The sequence below is a fragment of the Photobacterium iliopiscarium genome, assembly GCF_003026395.1.
Taxonomy (GTDB): Bacteria; Pseudomonadota; Gammaproteobacteria; order Enterobacterales; family Vibrionaceae; genus Photobacterium; species Photobacterium iliopiscarium.
Window position 1 is genome coordinate 70,782 of the sequence record NZ_PYOO01000008.1, and the last position, 21,238, is coordinate 92,019.

At 33.7% G+C, this 21,238-nt stretch carries 15 protein-coding genes; 8 read left to right on the forward strand and 7 right to left on the reverse strand.

Annotation, left to right across the window (positions count from 1 at the left end; all coding sequences use genetic code 11):
- Positions 1–62 precede the first annotated feature (62 nt).
- The 5 genes from dptF (at position 63) to C9J51_RS12780 (ending at position 10,203) form a co-directional block, all read left to right on the forward strand.
- On the forward strand, positions 63–1,664 hold the full coding sequence (gene dptF, locus C9J51_RS12760) for a DNA phosphorothioation-dependent restriction protein DptF (protein ID WP_107275193.1): 1,602 nt from the start codon (positions 63–65) through the stop codon (positions 1,662–1,664).
- Positions 1,657–2,970, forward strand: coding sequence for a DNA phosphorothioation-dependent restriction protein DptG (gene dptG / locus C9J51_RS12765; protein WP_107275194.1), 1,314 nt, complete (start codon positions 1,657–1,659; stop codon positions 2,968–2,970). The genes dptF and dptG overlap by 8 nt, the downstream gene beginning before the upstream one ends.
- On the forward strand, positions 2,951–7,978 hold the full coding sequence (dptH, locus tag C9J51_RS12770; protein ID WP_107275195.1) for a DNA phosphorothioation-dependent restriction protein DptH: 5,028 nt from the start codon (positions 2,951–2,953) through the stop codon (positions 7,976–7,978). Before dptG ends, dptH begins: the two co-directional genes overlap by 20 nt.
- Positions 7,979–8,313: 335 nt before the next feature.
- On the forward strand, positions 8,314–8,898 hold the full coding sequence (locus C9J51_RS12775) for a hypothetical protein (protein ID WP_045039846.1): 585 nt from the start codon (positions 8,314–8,316) through the stop codon (positions 8,896–8,898).
- A 24-nt stretch (positions 8,899–8,922) separates the two neighbouring features.
- Positions 8,923–10,203, forward strand: coding sequence for a DNA sulfur modification protein DndB (locus tag C9J51_RS12780; protein WP_107275196.1), 1,281 nt, complete (start codon positions 8,923–8,925; stop codon positions 10,201–10,203).
- Positions 10,204–10,215: 12 nt separating this feature from the next.
- Here the strand turns inward: C9J51_RS12780 and dndE are convergent, their stop codons facing one another.
- Genes dndE through dndB form a run of 4 tightly spaced genes read right to left on the reverse strand, consistent with a single transcriptional unit; the run spans position 10,216 to position 15,615 of the window.
- On the reverse strand, positions 10,216–10,584 hold the full coding sequence (dndE, locus tag C9J51_RS12785) for a DNA sulfur modification protein DndE (RefSeq protein WP_045039847.1): 369 nt from the start codon (positions 10,582–10,584) through the stop codon (positions 10,216–10,218).
- On the reverse strand, positions 10,581–12,551 hold the full coding sequence (gene dndD / locus C9J51_RS12790; protein WP_107275197.1) for a DNA sulfur modification protein DndD: 1,971 nt from the start codon (positions 12,549–12,551) through the stop codon (positions 10,581–10,583). The genes dndE and dndD overlap by 4 nt, the downstream gene beginning before the upstream one ends.
- On the reverse strand, positions 12,548–14,512 hold the full coding sequence (gene dndC / locus C9J51_RS12795; RefSeq protein WP_107275198.1) for a DNA phosphorothioation system sulfurtransferase DndC: 1,965 nt from the start codon (positions 14,510–14,512) through the stop codon (positions 12,548–12,550). Before dndC ends, dndD begins: the two co-directional genes overlap by 4 nt.
- Positions 14,513–14,520: 8 nt before the next feature.
- The gene (dndB, locus tag C9J51_RS12800; RefSeq protein WP_107275199.1) at positions 14,521–15,615 is read right to left on the reverse strand and encodes a DNA sulfur modification protein DndB; all 1,095 of its coding nucleotides are present in this window, start codon (positions 15,613–15,615) and stop codon (positions 14,521–14,523) included.
- A 113-nt stretch (positions 15,616–15,728) separates the two neighbouring features.
- Here dndB and dndA point away from each other — a divergent pair, with 113 nt between their 5' ends.
- Genes dndA through C9J51_RS19665 form a run of 3 tightly spaced genes read left to right on the forward strand, consistent with a single transcriptional unit; the run spans position 15,729 to position 17,621 of the window.
- The gene (gene dndA, locus C9J51_RS12805; protein WP_045039848.1) at positions 15,729–16,853 is read left to right on the forward strand and encodes a cysteine desulfurase DndA; all 1,125 of its coding nucleotides are present in this window, start codon (positions 15,729–15,731) and stop codon (positions 16,851–16,853) included.
- A 6-nt stretch (positions 16,854–16,859) separates the two neighbouring features.
- Positions 16,860–17,201, forward strand: a complete 342-nt coding sequence (locus C9J51_RS19660) for a winged helix-turn-helix domain-containing protein (protein WP_244907444.1) — start codon at positions 16,860–16,862, stop codon at positions 17,199–17,201.
- A 21-nt stretch (positions 17,202–17,222) separates the two neighbouring features.
- On the forward strand, positions 17,223–17,621 hold the full coding sequence (locus tag C9J51_RS19665; RefSeq protein WP_280124441.1) for a restriction endonuclease: 399 nt from the start codon (positions 17,223–17,225) through the stop codon (positions 17,619–17,621).
- A gap of 45 nt (positions 17,622–17,666) precedes the next feature.
- Here C9J51_RS19665 and C9J51_RS12815 read toward each other — a convergent pair whose 3' ends face one another.
- The 3 genes from C9J51_RS12815 to C9J51_RS19735 all read right to left on the reverse strand — a co-directional run bounded on the left by C9J51_RS12815 (position 17,667) and on the right by C9J51_RS19735 (position 20,990).
- Complete coding sequence (locus C9J51_RS12815) at positions 17,667–19,694, reverse strand: DNA phosphorothioation-associated putative methyltransferase (RefSeq protein ID WP_045039849.1); 2,028 nt, start codon at positions 19,692–19,694, stop codon at positions 17,667–17,669.
- The gene (locus C9J51_RS12820) at positions 19,691–20,248 is read right to left on the reverse strand and encodes a hypothetical protein (RefSeq protein ID WP_107275200.1); all 558 of its coding nucleotides are present in this window, start codon (positions 20,246–20,248) and stop codon (positions 19,691–19,693) included. The genes C9J51_RS12815 and C9J51_RS12820 overlap by 4 nt, the downstream gene beginning before the upstream one ends.
- 577 nt (positions 20,249–20,825) lie before the next feature.
- The gene (locus C9J51_RS19735) at positions 20,826–20,990 is read right to left on the reverse strand and encodes a tyrosine-type recombinase/integrase (protein ID WP_082301469.1); all 165 of its coding nucleotides are present in this window, start codon (positions 20,988–20,990) and stop codon (positions 20,826–20,828) included.
- Between the last annotated feature and the right edge of the window lie 248 nt (positions 20,991–21,238).

Below are 21,238 nucleotides of genomic sequence, written 5' to 3' on the forward strand. Positions count from 1 at the left end.
GGTATTAGCCCATTTAGATAATGAAACTGTCAAAGTAGAGCGATTAGATATATGAGTAAGTTATGAGATTAAAAGAAGCATTGAGTGTGCTGTCGAAGTCATCTCCCTATGCTGTATCGACGGAGAGACTAGAGCAAAAAAAAAGCAAACTTGACGAAATAAAAGCTTATCTTTATATAGATATGCCAATTGCAAAAGATGTTGAGAAATTAATCTCAAGTTTTTCTGCCAATAAACCAGAGGTGTTATTTCTTTGCGGAAGTAGTGGTGATGGTAAGTCTGAATTGCTTACTGATTGTAAACAAAAATATAATACACGCGCAAAATTTCATTTAGATGCAACACATAGTTTTGATCCTCGTGAAAATGCGATTCAGACTTTAGATAAAGTTTTTGATGAGTTTTTATCTCAATCAAAACCTTTAGTTGTTGGTATTAACACTGGAATGTTGGGCAACTATTCCGAAGAAGGTTGTAATGAATTATTTAGAACTACAATAAAAAATTACTTAGAAACTGGTAATAATGGACATGAAATACACTTTATAGATTTTGAACGTTATCCAAAGTTTGTTATTGATGAAAATGGTTATACGTCTGTTTTCGCAGAAAAGTTATTAAAGCGGCTTACCGTTGATGAAGATAATTTAATACGCCAGATTTTTGATAAAGATAGATTAGAATACACAGATCCCGATTCACGAAGAATACAAGCAAACTATGAGCTCTTAAGTTTACCTGCAACCCAACGTACCGTTATAGACTTGTTGTTTAAAGCTCGTTTGATGAAAGAGCAGTTTTTGACAGCTCGTTCATTATTGGATTTCATTTTTATGTTAATCGCAGGTCCTGATTATTTGTTCAATAATCTTTTTTCTGGTGGTGATAATGAGCTCGCTAATAAAATCGTAGCATTCGATCCAGCTAACTTGCGCACAAAAAAAATTGATAGGTTTATATTAGCTAATGATTTAGGGCTATTTGATTCTGATTTTGAAGAATTTAAAAGCCATCTAACTGAGCAAGGTGTTAACAACAGTAATAGCAGTCAATCATATTTAAGGTTGTTCTATATATTACAAAATGAAGATTTTTCTAATAATTACCACATGAAATTTTCTCAAGATTTCAGTCAGTCATTAATAGATGAATATATAACTATTTATCAAAAACATCGCGACTATGATAATAGTGATGAATGTCGAAGTATCATTAGAGACTTTTACAATAAAATATTAATAACAGCAATTAGAAAATATAATAACCGTAATGCGCCTAAGTTACGGAAAGGTCACTATTTGATTTCTGAAAAGAATGGTTATCAACTCGTCACAAAATTAGATATCAAACCAGATTTAAAAAATGTGGCCAAACAGTTCCAGACTTCAGTTTCTTATTTTACTGCTTGTATTACTGTTGGGAGTGAAAGTTTAACTTTACCCGTTAATATTAATTTATTACAGATAATGAAAAGAATAGGCGATGGATACCGACCAAATAAACATGACAAAAATACAATAGTACTATTGGATGAACTTGTTGAAAATATATCAAAAATAGCTAGTCAAGAAACCACATTGCATATCATTAATGGTAACCAACATATTACGGTGGTTGATGATGAAGATGACAAGTATGAAGTGAGTGGCTTACATAATGATTAAAGAAAAATTTACTGTTCCTAACAAGAATGCATTTAGCTCATTTTTACCATTAAGAACTAAAGATAAACACTATAAATTTTGTTGGGATTCTTTATTAGGTTATTTTGTTCACCTTTTATATAACAAATCTCTTTTTACAAAGAATATTGACGAGTTTAAAGGATTATGTAGAAAAAGCTTTTTAAAGAATTTGGAAAGTGATGATATGGCTCTATGGGATGTTATCGAGAGTATGTACTTTCATAATGATGAGTTATTTAAAATATCTCCAGAGTTACTTATTTTTAAAGCAACTAAAGATGAGCTTGATACGAATAGTAAAAAGCTTGGCGATATGTACGCGGGAATTTTGAATGGATTTATGCTAGAAAGCTCTTCTGTATCGAATCTTAATTTTCTAGAGAAAGTTATAAAAAAAGAATTCGATAAGTTTCACGTATCAGGTAAAAAAGAAGAACCTATAGAATCGATAAGTTATCTTCCTTTTATTTCTGAATATTTTAAAAAAGATTTGCAGTTTTTAAATAATAAGCCACATTATCTTCTTAATAACTTTAACTCGGTTATACGATTGTATGGGTTCCTATATATTTCTCAGATGGCAATTAATATTAAGGATTGGGCTCATGGTGAGCCCAAAAGTAAGCCCTGTTTTTTTATTTTAGATAATGAAAAAGCAAGTAATGAAAGAACGCAAGTTAAAAATTATGGCTACGATCAGCTTCATGGATACTTGGAGTATTTATACCCATATCTTTTTATGAATGAAGTCTTACAAGATAAAAATAAAGTACAGCCGTTATGGAAACTTTTTGAAGAAATTAATGATAGTCATATTGATGGTTTAAATCAATTTGGTGAAGAATTTATCACCGACCGTACAGGACGGAAGTGGTATAACCAAGAGCAAATTTGGCAACGTAGTGAAGATAAAAATGTGATATTGAGTCAGTTACTTGAAGTTGCTCATGCTCAGTTTGACAGAAAAAAAGGTCGTTTAGCTAACTATAGTAATACAGCGGTCAAAGGCACTTTGCGAAATATTCTAAATCCTTTTATTCAAAATAGAAGGCGAGGAGGGAACGTATTAGTATTCAACCAGGATTATATTGTACTACTGACTAATCTCGCAATTGGTGAAAAAGATAAACTTCGCTTTCATGAGGTGATTAAGGAGTTTGAAGCGAGGGGAGTATATTTTGATAAACAAAGCCAGCAGAACTTAGTTGATTTTTATGAACGTATGGGCAGCGTAGAGAGAATGAGTGATAGTGGAGATGCAGTATATGTCAGACCAACAGTTTAATAATTTTTTGGTTACTCATTTTAGTAAATGGGCAAAAGCTGAGTTAAAAGTTGGATTTCGTTATCAGTTTACTTGTCCTGATAATGAAAAGGGACTGAACTTATACCGTGCTTTTTTAGATATTGCGGATAGTAATATTGAAATTAAAGGTATAGAGCTAAAGACCATTAAGTATGGAAATATTGAGCTCATTCCTGTTTGTGAATGTGAGAGCTTTACTGAAAACTATATCGCTCATTTGCGAGATGAAGTCTCCACAATGGAGGGCTCTGCAAAAGGAACAGCATTGCTTATCATTCATAATTCGATGTTGGATACTCTACGTAATTCTACTGAAGATGTTGCTCAGAGTGGCTTTGTGTGGCATCCGGAAAATATTAGAGATTTATTGCGTGACGAAATCGACCAACATGATGAAAAAACTCAAATATCAGAATGTTTACTAAATTATCATTTTGATGAAATCAAAGATGATAATGCAACGATGTTTGGTTTTGAAAAGCTTTATATTGCAATTGCAGATGGTGACCTACAGTTTAACGAGCTTGGGCTTTTAAAGGATAAACAGCTTTCAGAAGAGGATTGGGAAGGGGATCAAATAGTTCAACGCCTCAAGGATAATAAAGAGCTAAGTGAGAAGTTGGAGTTTATAACGCACCATTTTTCTAATGAGTTACAAGATAAATTAGCTGCTTTAGATTTCAGTGAGAAATTTATAAAAGAGCACTTTCCTGATGAGAATATAGAACAATATAAAGAAAAATTAGATCTTGGTGAGTGTTTTGCTGAGCAAGCTAGAAATCGAACAAACTTGTTAGAGTTGGAAAGTGTTAAGGCGCCCTACACTGAGTTTCTGAATAAATCTAAATCGGAAAAAGGGGCGGGTTCTAGAGAAAGGCACATCATATTTTTATTAGAGCCTGAACAATATGAGTTCGAATTGGAACTTTGTTTCTTAAATAGGAAGTTACGAGATAGTTTTTGTAAGATTCAACATAATTCAAAACAGCCTCCTGTGAAATTAGCTATTAAAAATCTTGGAGGTATTCGTAGCCGAGCTATCCTTACAAGTTCTTTTGATGGTTATGCGCGATTTTTTTCCTTCCAAGTTAAAACTGACAAGCCACAAGAAACTCATAGATTTAGAGTATTGCTTATTCGTAAAAATGATTTTTACGAAGATGCTTTTAGACATACCTATCTAATTGATTCAAAAAACAAATGGTTAACTCTTCAAACTGATGAACTAAGTTTAAGAATTAGCGCTTTGTCAGATAGGAGTATTCTGACTGAGAATGATCAAGAATTTGATACGACAATTACTGGAATAGTCGATTTCAAAGCACTTTCGCGTGATTCTGATGATATTCGTTTTATCGTTAAAGGCGGGGATAGTCAGTTAATTTTTAATGTAGAAGATGAGGTTGCATCTGATTCATTATCATTACCTTTAATGTTAGATCAAAGTCGTCATAAATATCTTTTTGATGATGGTTACTTTGGACGATATAACCGAATTAAAGAAAAAGTTCTTATTGATGATAAAGAAGTCGCTCCAAAGGGGAAGCGTCTATCGTTACTTCAGCAAGAAGCTAAGCTACTTGATAATCGACTTCTCGCAATTAGTGAAACTGGAGATAACCTTCATATATCCGATTTATATGAGAATTTTCCAGTACTTTCTGATGCCTATAACGAGTTGTTTGAGGTTATGATACAAGATAAAACATTGCTTAGTTTATCAAGTTGGGGAAGTACACTTACAGAATTAGTAAATCGAATAGTTACAATTTATCAAACAGAGATAGATAAGATACCATATTATGCTCCTCTGCAGATTAAGCATAAGCAACTAATGAATATAGGCTTTGCTGGTATTGAGGGAGAGACTTTTATTACGCCATATCATCCGTTGGTACTAGCTTATAATGCAAATTTGGCTGCTATTTTAAAAGAGGACAAAGATACAGTAAAGAGTTTTGTAACACTACCGCCAGTCACGATTCAAAGACTAACTGCACAAGGCTTACTTCCTTTTGTTTATGATCCTGTTAATGATTTTTCATATAACCAGACAATAAAAGAAAATGTCTTTTGGTCGAAATTAATTCCACAAAAAGATAGCTGCTATGACTATGTGCGTAGTTTAGTGAAGGATAAAATTAGTAAATTTTCCGTAGCTTTTAATCACTTATTTGTTGCAGGCAGTAAGACTACATTAATAGTTAATTCAGTAAATAACAGTGAAAACAAAGAAATATTTTTAGGTCTAATTGATTTCATAAAGATTCAAAAAGACAAAGTTACTAAAATTCACGTTAATTTATACGACAAGGAAGAAAGTGATAGCTGGTTTGATAAGTTTGCTGATGCCGAAACGTATGATGAACTAAAAGACTTATGCGAATTAAATAAAGGTTCAGCTAAAGGGCAAGCTGATAGTATTATTGAACTATTGAGAACACGTTTAACTTATAGTAAATATAAGCATGAAAATGGTGAAAAAGAGCAAGCTTATGCTCATATGAGTTTTTTCAAAAATAACGAACGTGTTCAGGCAACAGACGTTGATGTTTTAAAACAAACGTCTGGAGTGGTCAGTAACGGACTTATGCCGGGAGAAGCAGCTACTAATAAGAACGGTAGTTATTATACTGCATTTGGATTGCAAGGTGTCGATTTAGACAGTGCGCCGCAGTTAAAGTTAGCTGCTAAGTATGGTGGGCTCGTTAAACCAGCTAAACGTCAACATGAAGAGTATGGCGATGCAAAATCGCAAGCACTCGTAGTAACTGAAAATTTTAAAGTGCTATTAGAGCGGGCATACGAAAACTCTATTTGGACTACGATCATCGACCCTAAAGTGACGTTGGAGTTTTTTGAAAACCAAAAGAATATGGTTTTAATCCATTACTCAGATAATTATACAAATTCAGTTAATTACGATGCGATAACGGTTACTAAACAAACTGATCTATACCACAAAGTATTAGAAAATGATGAAGGTGGCATCATTGAAGAATTTAATGCATTCAATGGTGAGTGGTTACTTAATTTAGTTACTGCGAACGATAAAGAACGAAAAGAGAAGCGTGGGATCATCTGTGCCTACAAGTTTATTAACTGTTTAGTTGCTGATTCAAATATTACTTGGGTGCCTCTTTCTATTGCTGAGATTGTGCGTGTTGCCGGAAATCTAGGGCTAAATATGTCTGATAGTGACTTATCACGCCATGCTCAAGGTTTTAAAAAAGGCGTAATTTCAGATGATATTCTATTTGTTGGCTTTAAAGATAAACAAATGATCTTACTGCCTGTTGAAGTGAAAGCAGGTAAAAGACAGACTCATAGTAAGGGTGTAGAACAAGCACAAGAGTTAAAGCGATACTTCGAGTCATTGCTTGGACAACAGAACTTGGCAGGAAATCTCTACCGTGGTTTATTCATGCGTCAGGTACTGATGCAAATAGATAAGTACAAGTTATATAACGTTTATGAAAAAGGTTACTTTGATAGTATTGAAAGTGATAATGCTTTTTGGCTACAAGGAAATTATCAACTAGCAGAATTGGTGGATTATCCTGCGGGATTTTTGTTCGTAAACGTTGAAGATAGTAATTTTAGTAAGGCATTGTTTACTAAAGTTCATGACATACTTAAAGTAGAGTTACCCATGGGTAATTTAGGGTATTGGGTGAGAACACCAATGCGAACTCTTTTCTCTGAACTCACTCAGGCTAAACTTCACTATATTGATAAACGATATATTCTGCCAAATGATTGTGCTGTCCAGCCTCTTACTGTTAAAAATGTGCCTGAAAAACAAGTTGAAAGCATTGAAGAGGGTGATAATAAAGATTTGAAGTTAGACGGTAGGCCTAAAATTGAAGATGGGATAGCTATCATTAATGACGTTCCATCATTAGGTGAAATTGTAAAGTCAGCTAGAAAAACAATGTCAGTTGAAGAGTTAGAATCGATATATCAGCAAATTATTGATTGTTACTACAGTCATAAAATAACGCTGCTCAAGCCCGATAATGTAGACCCATTTATTGAAGGACCCGCGTCGATATTGTTCAGGGTTGGTTTAAACTTAGGTGATAAACCAGAAAATGTTTTTGCTAAATCTCAATCTTTAAAATTGGCATTGAAATTAGAGCAAGAGCAAGATATTGGCTTTGGTATCGATAGAGGTTGTATAACTATTGATGTTCCTAAGAGTCAAGAACAGCGTTACTTTGTCGATCAGAATGATATTTGGCCGAACTGGGAGCGACCAGAAGGCGCTCTTGAGGTTCCATTAGGTGAAGATCGGTTTGGAGAAGTAATTAAGCTAAATTTTTCATCATCAAACTGTCCTCATTTACTTATTGGTGGTACTACAGGTAGTGGTAAATCGGAAGCTTTGAATACTATTCTTTATGGCATGGTAGAACACTATAGTGCTGAAGAGCTTAAGTTAATGCTTATTGATCCTAAAGGGACTGAACTTAATGATTTTGAGCATTATCCGCATTTGATTGGACGTATTGGCTTTGATGATGACGATGCATTAGAACTACTAAAACAAGCTGTCGAAGAAATGCAATCACGATACAAGCAGTTTAAAGCCCAAAATGTGCGCTCGTTACCTGATTACAATGCAAAGGTAAGTAAGGAGGAACGTATTTCTTGGTGGGTATTAGTTCTTGATGAATATGCAGATCTTACGTCTGATAAAGAAATGAAAAAAGACATTGAAGCAGAACTGAAACGTTTGGCACAAAAAGCTCGTGCTGCAGGTATTCACTTAATTATTGCCACCCAAAAACCTAGTGGTGATGTAATTAGCACAAATTTACGTTCTAATTTACCTGCTCAGCTAGCCTTACGAGTTAAAAATGGCACAGAAAGCCGTGTTATTTTAGATGAACAAGGCGCTGAAGTACTGAATGGTAAAGGAGATGCTTATCTTAAGTCAGAAGGTAAGTTAATAAGGATACAGTGTGCAAGAATTTGCATTTAAGTAGTATATAATTTGATTGCTGATATTTTTATAAATATGAAATTAAAGATATCTGATAAGCTATTTATTAGTACTTACTATGATTAAAATTATTCCAACACTTCAGATTATTGAAGTGTTGGAGTTATGTTTTTACTATTTTATTGAAGTGATGTGGTTCAAATAAGGTAGTATTTCTTATCTTCTATTTTCACTACAAAATAAAATTAATAAAAGTAAGAATTGAATCACAAATAATTTATTTGTTTAGATAGTGGATAGTAGATGAATGTTACTATGTGCTTATTTTATATAAGAGTTAATTCCTTTAGATATTTTTTATTAAGTGGTTATATATGGAAAAAGAGTTAGCAAGATATAAAACCAGTGAAAGCTTCCCATTAGAAATGTATTTCCCTATGGAGTTTTTGCAAGATTTAAGGTTTTGTAATGCTCTTGGCGATGATATTCTTTTATGTGGCGATGGTTGGGAGAAAATAGCTGCAGTTTCTGCTGCTTCTTCAGGAACTATACCTGATACTAAAGGGATTTATATGTTCATATGGAAACCTGAATTTTCCATTGAACATGATAAAGAGATTATAAATTTTCGTTATGTTGTTTATATCGGTTCTGCAGCAAAAGGGTCGAGTAGTATTCTTAAAAGATTTAATAGTGACTATAAAAAATTAATAAATCAGAATTTTAGTGTCCATTGGACAGAAGCTAGACCATCAAATAGAGAAAGTAGGTTAAAAAAAATTCTTAATTTAGGGGCTCTAGAATATTGGTATATCACTATGGTTGATGCATCAAGTGAGCAGATTCTTGATATAGAGAAAAGATTAATTTGTTTATTTAATCCACCAGGTAATCAAGCTTTTAAATCACCTATTAGAGCAACTATTGATCGAAAGAAAGTTGCTCCTGCATTTGAATGAAATTTTAAAATATAAGGAATTAAAATGTCAAATAAAACATTAATACCCGCATTAAAAGCAAAAGTTGGCGATTGGGTTTATTATATTTGTATTATGAAATATGCACAAGTTGCGAAGGAAGTCAATTTTGCTTATGAACTTGGTGGTAATGATGATCTTAACTCATTAATTCAGAGAGGCATTTCAGAAAGGACTAAGGAAATTACAGATTATTTACTTCGTTCAAAACATCGATTTTTAGGGTCTCTAATTGTTGCTGCATATGGGGGGGATCCTCAATATATGCCTGTTAGGATGGAAGATAGTGAAGATTACCTTCGTGGTTTAGATAATAGTTTTGGGGTCTTAACTTTTGATGGCGGACAGCAATATTTTGCATTAGATGGACAGCATCGATTAAAAGCAATAAAAGATGCTATTAAAAAGGATCCAGAATTAGGCGCAGAAGAAATTAGTGTCATTTTAGTGAGTCATTATGATACTGAACTTGGAAAAGAAAAAACAAGGCGTTTATTTACTAATATTAATAAAAATGCTAAGAGTACAACGAAAAGTGAAAATCTAGCATTGGATGAAGATGATGGTTTTGCTATTTTAACTCGCCGCTTGATTAGTGATCATGATTTCTTTAAACAAGATGGGCGAGTATCTGTATTTACTAAGCAAGGAGAGTTTGGTGAGTTGTCTCTTGCTACTAGTGTTCGAGATAATGATAAAAGAGCAGTTACATCAATAAAACAGCTTTATGAGATGGTTAAAGAGCTTTCTTTTGGAACTAATTTAGAAGGAATATCCTTATCAAAAAGACCTACCGACGATGATTTAGAAGATTCATACCTGATCATTTCGGAGCGAATTATTCAATTTTTTGATGCGTGTGGTAACTTACCTATCAAAGTTGAAAAATTAGATGATATTAGAGGCTTAAGAAAAAATAAAGCAGCTCCAGGGGCTGAAGAGGCTTTTCTAAAAGGTATTGTTCAAAGATGTGTATCTACATCAATTCGTAATTTAATTGACCAAGAATTAATTACTTGGGAAGATGCTTTAGATAAACTAAAATCTTTTTCTTGGAAGTTAGGTGATGCACCATGGTCTAGTGTTTGTGTTATTAATGATGGGAAGTTAAAAATGCAAACGAGTCGAGAGTTTTCAAACCTACTTAATGAGTTATTATTAGTGCACATATCACCGAATAGTAAACAACAAATTAAAAGAACGCGTAAATTATATTTAGATATTAAAAATCAACAATATACATTTGCTCAAGATGATTTAGAAAACGGTTTAAAGGATAATGTATAGAATAAACTAGCCCTAGAGGGCTAGTTTTATTAGTTCATTAATACTTTTTGATTTGCTTAATAAATAAGAAATCCCTCGATGAAGGTGAAGCTTAAAATAATAATTAAGTTCACCTTCATCAATTATCCCATAATCTTTTTTTATTCGTTGTCGCAGCACTGCTAAATAAATATCTGAAAATTCACCACCAAAGACTTTCCACGTCATTTCTACGTTACTGTTGGTGATAATATCCTCATGTGGTGGGATACCTTCTTCTTTTAGTGAAAGCATTAATGCCCATCGACAAAGAACATTCCAATTATCAATTTTAGTTTTCTTCTTTACGGTAATTAATTGGCCTTTAGCTTTTTCCGATAAGCGAACAGTTTCAATACTCATGCCGATTCCCCAAAGTAGCCTTCAGTAATTGTCGATGTCTTCGCACTTTCTTCATAACTGATATGATATTCCTTAGCGATAGAGTGCTTTAATTTTTGGTAGTATTTCCCTGCAATCTCTTCATCGGTTGATAGCAGTATTACTTGTTCAGCTGCTTCTGGAAGATAATTTTCAATAAGCTTAGTTCTATGCTGTCCATCAAGACGTCCCATTGGCGTATCAATGATTGTTGGTATTTCTTTACCTGACAATTCAGCAAGAGCCCAAAGAATTGCTACTGAAAGTAATTGACGCTCACCCGCAGATAGTCGCTTGGAGTCTATTTCTTTACTATCAATACCTAAAAGCGTTAATTTAAATGACACTGGGTGAATATTAATTTTAGATATGAGTTCAGATTTTCTTCCTAATGCTCTAAATTTATTACTTATTCGTGTTTCTAATTTTGAGATATTCTCTTGAATTAATTTAGTTTTAAACCCATCAATAATATCTTTCATTTCAACTAAGTGCTCTGCAACCTGTTTGTTTCGTTGGCTTTCGAAGTCTTCAGTATTTTGTTGAATCAATGTTGCATCTAAACGAGCTTCATTGTCATGAAGCTGACATTTACATTGTGCCATATTTTCCATAAGATCATTTAATAAGGCTTTATAGTGATCTATAGTCGCCTCAACTCGACCTTTTGCTTTAATTTGTTCTTTGACCGATTCAGAATCAGGAACGGTATCTAGTTTTTTATCTAATAGAGCAAGGGTTTCTTTTAGATCTTGCTTTTGGCTTAAAAGTACTAAACTTTCACTCTTCTCTGATTCAATTGAAGTTTCAGCAAAATCAAAAATGATTGGATTAATATTTAAGTATTGTTCTTGGTCTAAGTTACTTCTTGAATTCTGGTAGATGGAATCAAGCAGCGATTCTACTTGCTTTGTAATATCATTACCTTGTAACTCCGATAGACGATTTAAAAGCTCATTATTTTGTATTTTTATATGCTGTTGGGCATTTTCAAAGCTTTTTGCTTCTATTTCTAATATTGCCTGTGTTTTTGTCTCATACATTAAACTATTAGCAATTGCTAATGGTAGTGCTCCTGCTGCGAGTTTTATTAAGTTGTGATCAATGGCTTTTAGTTTTGATTCTGTAGCTTCTCTTTCTAATTTGATTTTTTCAACATCATCTAATAAATTAGCGCCAGAATGTTGCATTTGGATCTCGATTTCTTTTAGTTCAGTTGATAATTTATTTTGCTCATCTAATGTTTTTTGTATATTAGCTTCTATAGTGAGTAAGTTTTCTTCTAGAAGCATTTTTTTATTTTTGAGGACTTCAACTTTTTCACTCGCGGTTTTATCTAAATTACGTTCTTGACGTCGACGTTTTTGATTATTTAGATCTTTTGATAGCTGAGAGAATAATTCAAGACCTAATAACGCCTCGATTCCTGTTTTTAAAAAATGAGCTGAGCGTATAGGATCTGCTAAATCTTCAATTTTTTCGCCATCAAAAAAGAATAATTCAGACATGCTATGAGGGATAAATTCTGATACAAAATCAGTCCAGTTTTCTGTCAAAAATTTATCTAATTCTCCGTTAATTAAAACTTGGATCTTGTCTGTGATTTCTTTATTTGAATTCATTTCCCAAGAACGGATAACCTCGTATCTTTTTGTTTGAGTTCTTTGTGTATGACGGAAAGACAAGGATACAGAAGCTGTTTTATCGTCACTGTATCGATTGATTGCTTGTTTTAAATAGTCGCTATAAGATAATTTCCCACGGTTAGAGCACTTAGCGTTTTTCCCATATAGAGCTAATTGGAATGAATCTAGAAATGTGGTTTTACCACCTCCATTTAAACCGCCAAATAAAACAACAGGTTTTTTATAATCAGTAACATTAAGGTCAACAATATGTTCACCTTGATAAATACCGAAATTGTATAATTTTACTTGTTCAAAAATCACTGGTTGCTTCCTGTTGCAATTAAAGTGTCTGTCGCGAGTAATTTTTCATTGCGATCATTAATTTCTTGTTTTTCTGTGGCTTTTTTATCGAGTAGGGCAAAAGATTTATTTATTTGGTATATATAGTATTCGTATAGTTTAATTAAGCCATGAACTAATTTTTTTTCTAATGAGAATATTTCATCTGGCTTATAGTCAGTAGTTATAATTTCTGAATAATAAGCACTATATTTTTTCACCTTACTAAGTTCTTTTTTTGCATCTAGTATTTGTAAGTTATTGACAATATTTTGTAGAAAATCGGTTGCTTCCCCTACGGCTTGTAATCGATTTAACTTTACAATAGCCTCATTTTTCACTTTAGCTAAAGCAAAACGACGAGCATTATCAATACTTTCAAATGCACCTTTATCGATAGTTGTTTCTAATTCATCAGAAATTTTAGCTCTTCTCAACTGATGTTTATATTTATCTTCTATAGAAAGAAGATTTCTAAGTTGCTGATACTTAAGTTCATCTGGGTCATTGTACTGTATGCAAAAGTTTTTCAACTGGCTAAGAATACTATGATTTACCACTGGGCTATAAGCTCTTTGGGCTCCTGGATATTTTTTCCCTGTAATCTCTGTATATATTAGTGGTAGACTATCTTCAGCTTCATTTTTGTCATCGACCCATATACGGCGGATTTCCTCTAAGTCTTCTAGAGCTAATAGCTCAAGATTTTTTACATCGGTTGGACCATATTTACGGACTTCTATTTGTGCTTGAAGTACTTTTCGTAGCATTGATTCTCTAAATGCTTGTTTGTATGGACCACGAACAATATCTGCAGGTAAATTCTCGTATTTGAAATCTGTATTATCTTCATATTGTGCCAATAACTCAAAAATATCTTCGCTATCAGTTAAGTCTTTTTGTTCACTGAACTCCTTCATACTGATATGAACAGTAAGGCTACCATTCATTCTTCTAAAGTCCCTGTTATGTTTATCTCTCGCTATTTTATTAGCTTTTTTGTCTTTGTTTGAATCATTGATATCAATTTCATTACGAAGAGCCAGTAGTGGTATCATCCACTCTTTTTCTTCATCGTTTGCAATCATTGCAGCCATAGATTTATCTTCACCAACCATGGTGCAAACATAGCAGCCAAAACGACTATCACCACAACTTGGTGTTGATTGATCTACAACTAAGGGGCATTCTCCGCCATCGGTAGCCCCTTGGTACATACCAAGTAAGTCTGTGTTTTTATAACCCCAAGGGTTTTTTTGTTGTGTAAGAAACGACCAAACGTCATCATTCGTCCAATCTTCTACTGGTGTATACACCCAGACGCGATCTAGTTGTGTATTGACGTTTAAACCATCATTTTTACGGGTGTTATCTGAACGATTTTCAATATTTTCCATGCTAGTTGTTCGTATGGTACTTTCGTGTTTACGTGTACCAAGAACAAGAATAGCTTCACCATTCTTTTTTACTACATCTTGAATGAATGTGTTTGATGGACTTATTTTTAAACGATCTGTACACCAACGAAACTTATAACGTGGAGCAGGATAGCCTTTACCTATTAAATTAACCCAAAAGCGATTTTCTGTTTTTGGGGTTAGTTTATGAGGCTGAATTGGTAGATCTTGCTCAATAACTGCTTTCTTCATTTGTTTAAGCGAACGGTCAACCCAAATAGCAACGATAGGGTTTTCAACCAGTGTATCAGTACTGATAACATGAACTGGTTTTGTGGCTTTTCCTTCAGATTTGAGTTCGGAAACAGCATTCCAAATAATTTGTACAATCGCAGTAGAATCTTTGCCACCGCTGTAGCCAATAACCCAAGGAATATCATCTTTTAGGTAAAGTTCTTTTGTTTTTGCTACTAAATGTTGAATTGTTTCTTTGAACCCAAGTTCGTTAAAGGCTGAGTAACGCACTGGTTGAGTTTTTACTGTCATAATTAGTTTTACTTGCTCTGATTCGCTTGTGTGAATTTGGTCTCTTCAATTTTTTCTTTCGTGCTTAAGGGGATTGAGAGATAATGTTTAATTCTATTTGCTGTTAGCTTCATCGCAACAGACGAGTTACGCATGGCTCCATTGACAACACATCTACCTTCCCAATCTTCTTTGTTATTTCTTGACCAGTCTATATCTTTTAATGCTTTAGTCGTTTTCTTCCAAGACGGATCATTCTTTAGCAACCAGTAACCGACAATACCTAGGGCTTGAAATGTGACAGAATAAGCATGAATTGATTCTTCTCTTATTTCGCCACCAGAGACTTGTTCTTTATAAACTAACTGCCAAGCAGGAATTACATCAACAAGATGTTCCCAAAATTCACGAGCGATGAAAGTTTGCTCTTTATATGTGTTCTCATTGATTACATCAAAAAGTTCTTTGGTCGCTTTATTTAATGCGCTGTGACTAACTAATTTTTTTGAACGTTTGCCTAGATTACTATTTTCCATATGTATCAATTTAGATAGAATTTTACTTTCAAAGACGACATTCTTAGATAGAAGAGCGTCTGGTTTTCCATCGTAAGTGATACTTAGAGAACTATCAGTTTTTACCGGATATAAATTGAGGTCTTTAAATATTTTTTGTCTTTCTGGTAAAGACTTCCCAACAAAAAATACAACTGAAATATTTTCCTCTCCAAGAGATGGATCTTGTTTCAGTGCTTCATTTATTGCTGCATTACGATGTTGTCCATCAGTAATGTAAACTTCTGCATCATCATCGATGGTTAGAGTACCAATTTTTTGTTGGTGTTTACCTTTTCCAATTGGTGTAAATTCAGTTTCACCATCAATGCATGCGGTCAATGCAGAAAACACATAACTATCTCTATTTTCTAAGATATAGTTACTTATTTCAGGTATACGATCGAGATTTAAAATTCTTTGTGCACGATCTTTTACTGGTAATGTACTCTCATCAAATGTAAATATTCGTTTTAATCTTTTGAGTGGGCACATCACTGTGTAAAATTCAGTATCTGCTTGTATGCCTTTTATGGCAGGGAACGATGTTCCAGAAATTACATCAGTCATATTTTATCCATAAGTGCAGTGTCTTTACGAACAATTATTGTTGTTCGTACGAACAGTTGGTGTAATATACGCTAGTTGCTTATTAATGTCTCCTAATTTGTTAAGGCTTTAAAATGACTATATATTTAGATTGTAACGCGACGACTCCAATGGCTCCTGAGGTCGCTGAAATAGTTTGGAAGTATATGATTGATGAATATGGAAATTCAGGGAGTAGAACTCATGAATTTGGTATGAGGGCTAAAAAGGCAACAGAGCTTGCCAGACAGCAAGTTGCTGATGTTGTTGGTGTCGAGAAAAATGAAGTGATATTTACTAGTGGTGCAACTGAAAGTAATAATCTTGCAATTCTTGGTCTTAAAGCGTGGGCAAAAGAGCACAATAAGAAACATATAATAACGACTAAAATTGAGCATAAAGCGGTTTTAGAGCCTATTGAGGTTCTAGAGTCTGAAGGTTTTGACGTTACCTATCTTGATTGTGATGAGTCAGGGGTGGTATCAAAAGAGTTATTATTAAATGCACTGAGAGAAGATACTTTTTTAGTTAGCATTATGCATATTAATAATGAAACAGGTTCTATTCAGGATATTGAAGGTTATTGTGATGTTTTGAATGATCATGAAGCTTATTTTCATGTAGATGCAGCACAAGGTTTTGGAAAGTATAGTGCAATTTTAAATTGTAATCGTATTGATATGATTAGTGTAAGTGGACATAAACTATATGGACCTAAGGGTATTGGCTCTTTGATCGTAAAGCGTCGAGGTTTTAAAAAAACACCTTTAAAGCCTTTAATGTTCGGTGGTGGTCAAGAACGGGGTTTAAGACCAGGTACACTCCCTGTTGCATTGATTGCTGGTTTAGGGGAAGCATGCTCTTTAGCTAAGAAAAATTCTGAAATGTGGTCTCAATATTGTCAAACTTTAAAAGATGAAGTACTTAGTGCTTTTGCTGAAATTGGAATAATGGTTAATGGTGATAATACTGCGCCACACGTACTTAATTTTTCTATTCCAGAGGTAAATTCTGAGGCTGCAATGGTCGCTTTAAAGGGAATTGTTGCAGTTTCGAATGGCTCAGCGTGTACATCTTCTAGTTATACCCCTAGTCATGTTTTGAGTGCGATGGGGTTAAATGAAGATCGTATCGATAATGCGATCCGTATGTCTTGGTGTTATCAAACAAAAGAGTTACCATTACCGGAACTTATTGAAAAGATTAAGCAATACTTATAAATAGCCATGAGAATTTATGAAGCAGCTGTAAACGCTTTAGGTATCGCAGGTGCGCCTGTTAAATTGGGAGATATCTATAGAATCATTATTGAGAATGATTTCTATCATTTTGGGTCTAAAACGCCACTATCAGCATTACGTGTTACGTTAGATCGACATTGCTCTAATAAAAATATTTCACAGATGCATAAAGACCGATTTTTCTATAAACATGCTGATGGGGAGTATGAGTTATTAATAAAGCATCGAGATAAATCTAACTCAAATTATGAGATCAAAGAACCTTCTCCAGAAGAGATCCTGAGTGATAGTTGTGCGAAACTTATTTTTGATTTAGCGGCCCAGTAAAAAGAGCGATGTAAAGCAGAAATATTAGCTTATTTACGTTCTTTATCGGCATCAGAATTTGAAGAATTTAGTGAACTTTTTTTGAATCGTTATGGTTTTAAAAGTATGAATGTTACATCGATTGGCCGGGATGGTGGAATTGATGCTAAAGGTGCTTTAAAAATTGGTATTGCAGAAATGCGAGTTGCCGCTCAATGTAAAAGATACGCAGCCCATAATAAAGTTGGTAGACCTGATGTATCTCAGTTTAGAGGTGATATTACAGGTGAGTTCGAACAAGGTATTTTTATTACTACTAGTTCTTTTACAAAAGAAGCAGAGATCGTGTCTTTTAAAGCAGGTTGTGTGCCAATAATTCTTATTGATGGCGAACAGTTGGCGGAAATTATGATTAAAAAAGGGATTGGAATACAAAAGTAGCACTTTGAACTCTATGATTTTGATGCTGATTTAATTTATAGTTGATCACAATTTTAAATTATGAGTATTTATAAAATATCCGCTGATTCTTTTATTATTTTTAGTTAATAGATGATCAAATTCTGTTCTATGCATTTGAGTTTCTCTTGCACAATCAAAGTGGAGCAGCTTAGTAAGTCTTTTATCAAAACTAAGCTGTTTTTTATATATTTCATTATGTTGTGAAAGGTAGAAGTGTTTATTCAATAGAGGCGGTCTACGACTTTCATCAACATAATCAAAGAAGTCGATATCTTGCTCTGCCATTTTTATCTTAATGCGTTCAACTAGAAAGGGCACTGATTTATTAAAATCATCATAAGCGGTAAGAGTTAACTTTCCTGAACGAATATGTATTTTAATTAGATCGATATCGTCATCAAGTTCACCATACATCTGTAATGCTGCACCAACATAAACACGCAATAATAGTGGTAGTTCATCAATAAAATCACGATGAAAGATCAGAGAATGGCTGTCATTCAATAAGCTGGCAGACATAGTTTTATGCGCTTTTTTACATTGGGTGTTGATCAATTCAGTATCAGCAATCGCGAATAAAAGATCTGTTGCTAGATTAATAGCGGTATTGTATTCACCAAACAGTGCTTTGATATCTCTTTTTAATGCTTCAGATTGTTGTGTGTAAGGTTTACGCTTTTCAAATAACCCCATTACAAAGTAGAGTAACAAATCCTCTTTGCGGTTTTTTTCTGCTTGTTCAAACTCTTCAGTATCAAACATATCTTGCAGTAAACTGAATACCTTTTTGTGTGAGCCAATGAGCTCTCTAATTTTTCTAGATTGCTCAAATTCTTCATTAGCAGGTATTCGACCCATATCTAAGCAGGTATGCCAGAAATCATCAAAGAGTTGTTGGTGCTGCGTGATGAGTAATTTAGCTTTATCTTTGGAGTCTACTGGTTGGTGCGATGTGAGTTGTTGCCATGAATGATGACGTTTATATTTTTGCTGAAGATAACTTTGCTCTACTAATTTATCTTTGAAAATATAAAAAATGCCAGGGGCAACTGCGATTGCTTCTTCTTGCAGGTTTCGTTCAATATATGCTTTGATTTCTGATTGAGCATAATATTTTTGGAATGTATTACGAGAAGTAATAACACCATCTTTGTATGATTTAAATTGTGCAATGTAGCTATCATTAGCAAGCATTACAGATACTACAAGTAAGTTAGTAGCTAAATCCCAAGCGCCAAGTAATGCTTCTAAACGTTCATCTTGATCTTCAATAACATTAAGTACAAAGCCTAAGTTAACAATATCAGACGGTGTTTTATCGTTATCTGGCTGAAAGTTAGGATCCCAGCCTATAGCATCTAGTCCATGAGCTTCAAGCTCTCTGAGATCATCGCCTCGACCGCAACCATAGTCAAAAATAGAATATTCACCGTTTAAATAATCATTCTTAACTAACGTTTTCATCGGTGCTGAAAGGTCGTGCCGTACAATCGCTGTTTTATGTCTATCTATAGTTGGATCGTCAGTTGATGGATTAATAGCAGAGGATCTGAATAATCGCCCGTCTACTAACTCATAACCGTGCCTTTCTATAATATTGTGCCAAGAATGTTTGAAACCAATAATACGAGTATTTTCGTATAATCCTGCATTTTCGCCTTCTTGGGTAATATTTTTAAAATGTTCAAAGTGTGGGTTATTCGGTGTGATCATGTTTTCTTTGCGGTGTAGAATCGGTGGGTTATCGGAGTTACTGTAATCGGTTACCTTATGTGTGAGCTTAACTAAATCGATATTTACACTTTGTTGCAGGGCGGGGTAAGATTCTGAATAAAAAGTAGGGTAACTTAACAGCGATAGTCGAAATTCTTTCTTATAAAGCTTCACAAGATCCCATTCGTTAACTTTAACAGCTTGAGCAACGGCCGGAATAAAATTCAGTAATGATTCAGATGCTTCAATAAGGGCATCTTTATGAAGATATACTGCATCAGGCAATTGTTTGCCTACTTTTAGTTGTGATATGAGCTCTTTAAATAGCGTTGCATTCATCTTTCATCCTTAAATTCTGCAGTTAAGTAGTTATCTTTATTATATCTTTTTCCTGGGTAACGTAAGCCTGTTTTTGGTGATGGCAACATGTATTGTATAAATTGGCTATTGTTTGGACCAATGCTGACATGAAGTGGTTTATTATTGCCATAGAAGTAAATGCGATCAAAAGGTAAGTTCTGTACGATATATTTTGCAATAACGCCCATATTTTCTTCAAATCCCTCGACGATAAAATCACAAGCTAAACCACCACGTTTGCAGATAAGATTTCCTCGACTATTCACTTCATGATTTGTGTGTTGATCTAAAGTTGGTGCGGTATGTTGAGGGGATGATTTTTGTACTTTTTTATAGAGTTCAAAAGATGTGAAGCCATAGGTAATAGTAGTTAGTCCAAAATATTGTTCAATAGGCATCAGAATATGTGCTTTATAATCATTAATTACTTTTTGGGTATCATTGGCAATTGGATTATTGTTATTAGCTAATTGCCACTCGGGATGACGTTGTTGATACCAGTTAATAATGTTTGATGTATTTATATTACTCATGGAATTTTCTTCCAAATAAAGTTAAGTATTTTTCATCTTTGGTATTAGCACTTAGGCTAGTTGTAAATTATGTTTTTAATTTCAATTTTAGAGATGCAGTAATATAACTTTCATTATGTTGTTAAAATAACATAAAGTCACTATGTCATTAACGATCAGTTTCATACTAAAACCATTTTAATCTGAGAGGTTACATGACAGCAGTTGATTGTATTTCTCAGAAAATCAAACGTTCTATACGTTATGTTTTTGAACGTAAAGATTTTGAAATGGACTTTTTATATTGACAAATTTTTACTGGTGGAAGCCCTCAAATACCATCTTCAGTAAATTACTCGTGGAACAAAAATTAATTTAATCGTCGATTGGTTATTGGTCGTCGAGTGCTTCATTCTCCAAATAAGATATGAAAACTATTCTTTATTTATGAAGAAGCTGCCTTGTGCGGCGACTTCTATATATGCGCTTCACTAGCTCATAATATCTTTACGCTGTTCTAAATAATCAGAGTAGTTGTAATTTGCTCTTACTTCATTTGTATGTAATAAGCACGCTTCATATTTTTAGCTGGAATTGCTCATTCTCGATTTTCTAAGTCAATATCAGCCCAACGAGTTGTAGCTGCTTCTTTGGGTCTCGTCATAGTATGCAATTGCCACAGAATGAGTAATTTGGTTTTAGTTTGTATTCTTGCGCATGTGTTTAAGTGTTCTAAAAGGTCAGGCAGTTGTTCTGGGCGTATTCAGCGATGGTTAAAAATGTATCTACTTGTTGTTTGCGAGCTTCTAGCTTTTTGGTTTACTCAAATTACTTTGAGTTTATGGTGCGCTTACACATTACAAAGTAATTTATATTTTTATCATTCAATGTTAGTGCTGCGTTGGTAGATAAATATAGATGTTGTGAATAATTAAGTTGACTGATTAATGTACCATTTCACAGGTAGGAAAATGTAACTCTACATGAAATATTAAACTTTGTAGTCATAGA